This is a genomic window from Gemmobacter sp., assembly GCF_016792925.1.
Classification (GTDB): Bacteria; Pseudomonadota; Alphaproteobacteria; order Rhodobacterales; family Rhodobacteraceae; genus Gemmobacter.
On the sequence record NZ_JAEULU010000295.1, the window covers coordinates 23,576 to 30,701 of the forward strand.

The window sequence follows — 7,126 nt, forward strand, 5'->3', positions numbered from 1 at the left end:
CGCCCTCAAGAAGGCGGGGAATGCTGCACATGCACAAGTTTTCAGCCTTGCCGGCACTGGAGAACTGCGCGCATGTTGCACATTTTTTGCACAATCACCCGCGCATGATGAATTTTTGAGCGGCATGGAATTGCGAATCGCCCTCGCGCCCACTCCACATTCGCGACGCGGCAGGGTAAGATTCCGGCAAAAGACAAAGATCACAGGCGTATCGGGCATGAGTGGATCGGGAAAATCGGGCGCGCCCCTTGTGGCGGATCGGCGCTATGGCAGGCCTGCGGCCAAAAGCGCCAAACCCGCGGGGGGCGGCTCGGGGGGCGGCTCTGGGCGCGGCACGCCGCCGCCCAGAAAGCCCGGCCCGCCCAAGCGCAGCCCGCGCAAGGCCAGCCCGCGCAAACATGGGCTGATCCTGACGCTGATCCTCGGCTTGCTCTCGCTGGTCTGGCGCATCATCTGGGGCGTCGGCTGGCGGGTCACCGCGCTGGTTGCGCTGATCGTGGCGGGCTCCACCGCCTATTTCTACCAGCAACTGCCCGAGGTGAGCGCGCTGGTCGATGCCCGCGCGCGCGGTTCGGTCACCATGCTGGATCGCGACGGCCAGGTTTACGCTTGGCGGGGCGAGACCTTCGGCGGCATGATCACCTCGGATCACGTCTCGAAATACCTGCGCGAGGCAGTGGTTGCGACCGAGGACAAGCGGTTCTACGGCCATCTGGGCATCAGCCCGCGCGGCATTGCCTCGGCCATCAAGATCAACCTCGCCGAAGGCCGGGGGCCGCTTTCGGGCAATGGCGGCTCCACCATCACGCAGCAGGTGGCCAAATTGCTGTGCCTTGGCGTGCAATATGACCCCGCGCTGTGGAAGACCGAGGGCGAGTATGAGGAAGATTGCCGCGCCGGGGGCGTCTGGCGCAAGGTGAAGGAAATCCCCTTCTCGCTGGCGATGGAGGCCAAATATTCCAAGGCCGAAATCCTGACGATCTATTTCAACCGGGCCTATCTGGGCGCGGGTGCCCGGGGGTTCGAGGCCGCGTCGCAGCGCTATTTCGGCAAATCGGCGGCCAATGTCAGCGCCTCCGAGGCGGCGATGCTGGCGGGCCTGCTCAAGGCGCCGTCGCGCTATGCCCCCACCTCCAACCTGCAACGCGCGCAGGATCGCGCCAATGTCATCATCGGCCTGATGGAGGAGCAGGGCTATCTGACCGCCGCCGAGGCCGCCGAGGCCCGCACGAAACCCGCGCAATTGTCGGAAGCGGCGGCCAAGAACGCGGGCGGTTTCTTTGCCGATTGGGTGATGGAATCCGGCCCTACCTTCCTGACCAAGGACACGACCGAGGACGTGATCATCCGCACCACGCTGGACCAGCAGATCCAGCGCAAGGCCGAGGCCGGGCTTGCGCATATCTTTGACACCAAGGTGAAAGCCGGGTCCGAGGCGCAGGCCGCCATCGTGGTGATGAGCGCCGACGGCGCCGTGCGCGCCATGGTGGGCGGGCGCAAGACCCAAGGGGCCGGCAGCTTCAACCGCGCCACGCAGGCGTTGCGCCAGACCGGATCGACCTTCAAGCCCTTCGTCTATGCCGCTGCGCTGGATCTGGGCTATAGCCCGCTGGATATTGTGGATGACAGCCCGCTAACAATCAATATCAAGGGTTCAGGCCCCTGGTCGCCCGAGAATTACGACAAGAAATATGATGGCCCGATCACCCTGATCCGCGCCCTGGCCGAAAGCCGCAACATCCCGGCGGTGAAAATCTCCGAAGCGGTGGGGCGCGACGTGGTGCGGCAGGTCGCCTCGCAATTCGGGCTGAAAAGCGATCTGGCGGCCGGGCCTGCACTGGCGCTTGGGGCCAGCGAAAGCACCCTGCTGGAGATGACCGGCGCCTATGCGGGCATTCTGAATGGCGGTTCGGCAGTGAAGCCTTACGGCCTTGTCAGCCTGCAATTGCAGGGCGAGGAGGCCGAGCTGATCGGGCAGGATGGCGGGATCGGCGAGCGCGTGATCCAGACCGAGGCCGCGCAGCAGCTGATCTACATGCTGACTCAGGTGGTGGAAAGCGGCACCGGCGGCCGCGCGCGGATGGGCGAGCGCCCGGTGGCGGGCAAGACCGGCACCACCAATGGCGCTCGCGATGCCTGGTTCATCGGCTTTTCGGCCAATTATGTGGTCGGGGTCTGGATGGGCTATGACGACAACCGCCAGCTTCAGGGCGTGACGGGTGCGGGCCTTCCGGCGGAAATCTGGCACGAGGTCATGGTGCGCATCCATGAGGGCGTGCCGCCGCAGCCGCTGCCCCTGCTGCCGCCGCAACCGCGCAAGGGCCAGATCAGCGCCAGCTCGCAACAGCCGGGCGACATGATCCCGGCGGGCAATATCGGAGGGCCGGCGCCGGGGTCGAACCTGCCGGTCGATCTGGGCGGCCAGACTGGCGGTCAGACTGGCGGTCAGGCGGCCAGTTCGGGCAATGTGGCCCCGCCTCCGCCGCCCTCCCCCAGCGGCGACCCGCTGCAAGACGCGCTGAACGAGGCGCTTGGCGCCACGAACGGGCTTTACTGAAACAACCGCAGCACCAGCGGCGCCAGGAATGCGGTGAGAACTGCGTTCAGCCCCATGCCAAGCCCCGCAAAGGCCCCGGCGGTCGGGTGAACCTGAAAGGCCCGCGCCGTGCCGATGCCATGGGCGGCCACGCCGGTGGCAAAGCCGCGCGCGCGCCAGTCGCGGATGCCAAGCGCATTCAGCAGGGGCGTCGTGCAGATCGCCCCCACAATGCCGGTCAGGATGACCAGCACCGCCGTCAGCGTGGGCGAGCCGCCAAGGCTGGCTGAAATGCCAAGCGCCACTGGCGCGGTGGCCGATTTGGGCGCCAGCGAGGCCAGAACCTCGCCCTCGATCCCGAAGCCCACCGCCAGCGCCAACGCGCTGACCACCGCGACGGTTGACCCCGCCAGCAGCGCCGCCAGCAAGGGCAGGGCCGCGCGCCTCACATGGCCCAGATTGTCCCACAAGGGTAGCGCCAGCGCGACCGTGGCGGGCCCCAGCAGAAAATGCACGAATTGCGCGCCCTCGAAGTAAACCGGGTAGGGCGTCGCGGTCAGCCACAGCAACCCCGCCAGCAAGGCCACCGCAATCAGCACCGGATTGACGAAAGGCCGCCGCCCTGCTGCCTGAAAGCAGGCATTCCCAATGGCATAGGCCGCCAGCGTCGCTGTCAGCCACAGCAAAGGGCCTTGCGCGAGGTAAGACCAGATTTCGGTAAAATCCCTCACGTCTCCGGCTCCGTCCCCAGAAGTTTCGCCACCGCCGCAAAGGCCTGCGCCCCCGCCGCGATCGCGGCCAGGGTGGAGACCACCAGCACCACCGCCAGCCCCAGCCCATGCGCGGCGATCTTGTCCAGATGGCCCACCACCCCCGTGCCTGCCGGCACAAACAGCAAGGACAGATTGCCCAGAATGGTGGTCGCCAAGGGCCGCACCACCTCGACCAGCGGGCGCCAAAGGGCAAAACCCGCCAGCAGGATCAACATGCCCGCCACCGGGCCGGGCAGCGGCAGGCCGGTCAACCGGGTCAGGGTCTCGCCCGCCAATTGCGCGGCGAGCAGGGTCAGAAGTGCTGGGATCATGGGGCCTCCGGGACGGTGCGGCGGAAGGTCAGGCTGGTGTCGCGCCTATAGCCGGGATGCCGAGTGGCACCCACCACCGCGAACCCCATCGCCTTGAAGGCATTATGATTTTCCACAAGCTCGATGCGAGATTGCAACTCCAGCAGGGGCAGGCCAAGCGCCCTGGCGCGCGCCTCGGCCAGGGTGATCAAGGCCCGCGCATGGCCGCGCCGCCGCGCCCCCTCCGCCGTGGCCAGCTTGCCGATATACAGCGCGCCGGGCTTTGGCGTGAGGAACACGCAGGCCTCCGGCGCGCGCCCGATCAGCCAGACCTCGCCCTCTGCCGCCTGCCGCCGCACCTCTGCCCCGGTCAGCGCGCCTGCCGACGAGGGCGGATCAATCCGCCCCGCCATATCGGCAAAGGCCGCCCGGATCAGCGCCAGCACCGGCGCGGGATCGTCTTGCGGCTGCATCTGGTAGGGCGTCAGGCTCATGCCGCCACCCTGCCCCCGGCCTCGCGCCGCGTCAATGACGCAGCGTTGCCGGTGACAGCGCCGCGCCGCTTTGCGACTGTGGCGCCAAGCCAAGGGAGGGCCCAAGCCATGACCACCTATCCGCATCTGATGCAGCCGATCACGCTTGGCGCCGTCACGCTGAAGAACCGCGTCATGATGGGGTCGATGCATACCGGGCTGGAGGAAACCGGCGACTGGAACCGCGTGGCCGAATTTTACGCCACCCGCGCCCGCGGCGGCGTGGGGCTGATGGTCACCGGCGGCATGGCACCCAACCGCGAGGGCGGCGTGTTTCCCGGCGCGGCGGGCCTGTTCTCCGCGCAAGACATCGCCAATCACCGGCTGGTCACCGACCGCGTGCATGATGCAGGCGGGCGCATCGCCATGCAGATTCTGCATGCGGGCCGCTATGCCTATGGCCCCGATTGCGTCTCGGCCTCTGCCGTCAAATCGCCGATCTCGCCCTTTCCGCCCAAGGAGCTGGACGAGGCCGGCATCGAAAAGCAGATCGCCGACATCGCCACCGCCGCCGCCCGTGCCATGGAGGCGGGCTATGACGGGGTGGAGGTCATGGGGTCAGAGGGCTATTTCCTGAACCAGTTCCTCGTCACCCATGTGAACCGCCGCGCAGATCGCTGGGGCGGCGCTTACGAAAACCGCATGCGCCTGCCGGTCGAGGTGGTGGCACGGGTGCGCGCGGCGCTCGGGCCGGGGCTGCTGATCTATCGCATCTCGCTCATCGACCTGATCCCCAACGGCTCGACATGGGAAGAGGTCGTGCAGCTGGCCCATGCCATCGAGGCCGCCGGGGCCGATGTGCTGAACACCGGTATCGGCTGGCATGAGGCGCGAGTGCCCACCATCGCCACCTCGGTGCCGCGCGCGGCCTTCGCGCATCTGACGGCGCGGCTGCGCCCCGAAGTGGGCATTCCGGTCATCACCTCCAACCGCATCAACACGCCCGAGGTGGCGGAAGGGCTGCTGTCCAGCGGCATGGCCGATATGGTCTCGATGGCGCGGCCCTTCCTTGCGGACCCCGATTTCGTCGCCAAGGCGGCGGCCGGAAAGGCGGCGCAGATCGCCCCCTGCATCGCCTGCAATCAGGCCTGTCTGGATCATACGTTCAGCGGCAAGCTGACCTCCTGCCTTGTGAACCCGCGCGCCTGCCATGAAACCGAGCTGGTCATCACCACCACCACCGCGCCGAAACGTCTTGCAGTCGTCGGGGCCGGGCCTGCGGGCCTCTCTGCCGCCCTCACCGCCGCCGAGCGCGGCCATGAGGTGACCCTGTTCGACCGCAGCCCGCAGGTGGGCGGGCAATTGCATCTGGCCGCCTCCATCCCCGGCAAAGAGGAGTTTCGCGGGTTGATCGACTGGTTCGCCGCGCGGCTGACCGCCAGCGCGGTGAAACCCCGCCTCGGGCACGAGGTGACGGCGGCGGATCTGGCGGGCTTTGATGCGGTCATCCTTGCCACTGGCATCACCCCCCGCCCCGCCGGCATCCCCGGCGAGGACGCGCCGCAGGTGCTGGGCTACCGCGAGGTCTTGCGCGGCGCCCCGGTCGGCGCGCGCGTGGCCGTGGTGGGCGCGGGCGGCATCGGCTTTGATGTGGCGGAATATCTGGTGCATCACGGCACCAGCCCCACGCTCGACGCCGCGCTGTGGCGGCAGGAATGGGGGGTCGGCGACCCGGCCGAGGTGCCGGGCGGCCTCGCCCCCGAGGGCCCCCGCCCCGAAGCGCCCGCGCGCGAGGTCTGGCTTTTGCAACGCAAACCCGAGAAACCGGGCCGCAAACTGGGCAAGACAACCGGCTGGATTCACCGCGCGACCTTGCAGATGAAGGGCGTGAAGATGCTGGGCGGCGTCAGCTATGAGGCGATCACACCCGAAGGGCTGCACGTCACGGTGAACGGCACGCCGCAGCTGCTGCCGGTAGATACGGTGGTGATCTGCGCGGGCCAGACCCCCGACCGCAGCCTCGCCGCCGGGATCGAGGCCCTGGGCCTGCCCTGCCACATCATCGGCGGCGCCGATGTGGCGGCCGAACTGGACGCAAAACGCGCCATAGATCAAGGCGTCCGGCTGGCTGCGGCGTTGTAACGGGGGGCTTTGCGCCCCCCACGGCCCGTGCCGGGCCTCCCCCCGCAGGATATTTGCAAACAGATGAATAAGGCGTCTTTCATCTGTTCAAAAATATCCTCGGGGGTCGGGGGGCAGACAGCCCCCCGGCGCGGTCAGGGCTTGGGGCGCTCGTCGTAATCCTTGGTGAGGATGCGGTTGGCATCGCCATGGGGGTCGTCGAACTGGCCCTTTTTCAGCGCCCAGAAAAAGGCCACAAGCCCGATCCCGCCCAGAAACAGCGAGACCGGAATGAGGATGGTCAGGATTTCCATTATTTCAGCCTCAGCGCGTTCAGCGTGACCGAGATCGACGACAGCGACATGGCCAGCGCCGCCGCCAGTGGCGTGGCCGCCCCCACCAGCGCCAGCGGCACGGCGACCACATTGTAAAGCGCCGAGATCGCAAAGTTTTCACGGATGCGCCGGGTGGATTGCCGGGCGATGCGCAGCGCGTCAGAGATCGGGGCCATATCCTGCCCCAGCAGCACGATGTCGGACGCCGTGCGCGCGGCATCCAGCGCCGTGGCGGGCGAGATCGAGACATGCGCCGCCGCCAGCGCCGCCGTGTCGTTCAGCCCGTCGCCCACCATCAGCACGCGCCGCCCCTCTGCCGTCAGAGCGGCCACCAGCGCGGCCTTCTCGGCGGGCAGGGTGCCTGCGCTGTAATCGCTGATGCCCAGACGCGCGGCCATGGCCGCCACCGCGCCGGGCGTATCCCCCGAGACCAGCCGCACCGCCATGCCCTGCTGCAACAGGCCCGCCACCACCTCGGCGGCACCGGGGCGCAGCCGGTCGGCGAAGGTGAAGGGGCGCGGCGCCCCTTCGCCGGTGCAAAGCCATGTCGCCGTGACGCCCAGATCGGTCTCGGCGCCGCACCAGCCCGCCCGGCCCA

At 68.1% G+C, this 7,126-nt stretch carries 7 protein-coding genes; 2 read left to right on the forward strand and 5 right to left on the reverse strand.

The genetic code is table 11. From position 1 onward, the window contains the following. Positions 1 to 217: 217 nt before the first annotated feature. Positions 218 to 2,557, forward strand: coding sequence for a transglycosylase domain-containing protein (locus tag JNN06_RS14320; protein ID WP_291240273.1), 2,340 nt, complete (start codon positions 218 to 220; stop codon positions 2,555 to 2,557). Here JNN06_RS14320 and JNN06_RS14325 read toward each other — a convergent pair. From JNN06_RS14325 to JNN06_RS14335, 3 genes are read right to left on the reverse strand one after another with little or no spacing between them, the layout of a single operon-like run. Then, positions 2,551 to 3,267, reverse strand: coding sequence for an LrgB family protein (locus JNN06_RS14325; protein ID WP_291240274.1), 717 nt, complete (start codon positions 3,265 to 3,267; stop codon positions 2,551 to 2,553). The genes JNN06_RS14320 and JNN06_RS14325 overlap by 7 nt on opposite strands. Continuing rightward, positions 3,264 to 3,620, reverse strand: a complete 357-nt coding sequence (locus JNN06_RS14330) for a CidA/LrgA family protein (RefSeq protein WP_291240275.1) — start codon at positions 3,618 to 3,620, stop codon at positions 3,264 to 3,266. The genes JNN06_RS14325 and JNN06_RS14330 overlap by 4 nt, the downstream gene beginning before the upstream one ends. Then, the gene (locus tag JNN06_RS14335; RefSeq protein WP_291240276.1) at positions 3,617 to 4,093 is read right to left on the reverse strand and encodes a GNAT family N-acetyltransferase; all 477 of its coding nucleotides are present in this window, start codon (positions 4,091 to 4,093) and stop codon (positions 3,617 to 3,619) included. Before JNN06_RS14335 ends, JNN06_RS14330 begins: the two co-directional genes overlap by 4 nt. A gap of 108 nt (positions 4,094 to 4,201) precedes the next feature. On the opposite strand from JNN06_RS14335, the gene JNN06_RS14340 reads away from it, so the two are divergent. After that, positions 4,202 to 6,214, forward strand: coding sequence for an NADPH-dependent 2,4-dienoyl-CoA reductase (locus JNN06_RS14340; RefSeq protein WP_291240277.1), 2,013 nt, complete (start codon positions 4,202 to 4,204; stop codon positions 6,212 to 6,214). 134 nt (positions 6,215 to 6,348) lie between these two features. Here the strand turns inward: JNN06_RS14340 and ccoS are convergent, their stop codons facing one another. Together ccoS and JNN06_RS14350 are read right to left on the reverse strand one after the other, a co-directional pair. Further along, complete coding sequence (gene ccoS / locus JNN06_RS14345; RefSeq protein WP_291240278.1) at positions 6,349 to 6,507, reverse strand: cbb3-type cytochrome oxidase assembly protein CcoS; 159 nt, start codon at positions 6,505 to 6,507, stop codon at positions 6,349 to 6,351. Continuing rightward, positions 6,507 to 7,126 (reverse strand): HAD-IC family P-type ATPase (locus tag JNN06_RS14350; RefSeq protein WP_291240279.1); only part of this gene is annotated, 620 nt, incomplete at its 5' end. The genes JNN06_RS14350 and ccoS, both read right to left, overlap by 1 nt.

Coding starts and splice junctions, on each gene's coding strand:
- JNN06_RS14335 (WP_291240276.1), bottom strand. CDS start 4,093: ATGAGCCTGACGCCCTACCAGATGCAGCCGCAAGACGATCCCGCGCCG.
- JNN06_RS14330 (WP_291240275.1), bottom strand. CDS start 3,620: ATGATCCCAGCACTTCTGACCCTGCTCGCCGCGCAATTGGCGGGCGAG.
- JNN06_RS14320 (WP_291240273.1), top strand. CDS start 218: ATGAGTGGATCGGGAAAATCGGGCGCGCCCCTTGTGGCGGATCGGCGC.
- ccoS (WP_291240278.1), bottom strand. CDS start 6,507: ATGGAAATCCTGACCATCCTCATTCCGGTCTCGCTGTTTCTGGGCGGG.
- JNN06_RS14340 (WP_291240277.1), top strand. CDS start 4,202: ATGACCACCTATCCGCATCTGATGCAGCCGATCACGCTTGGCGCCGTC.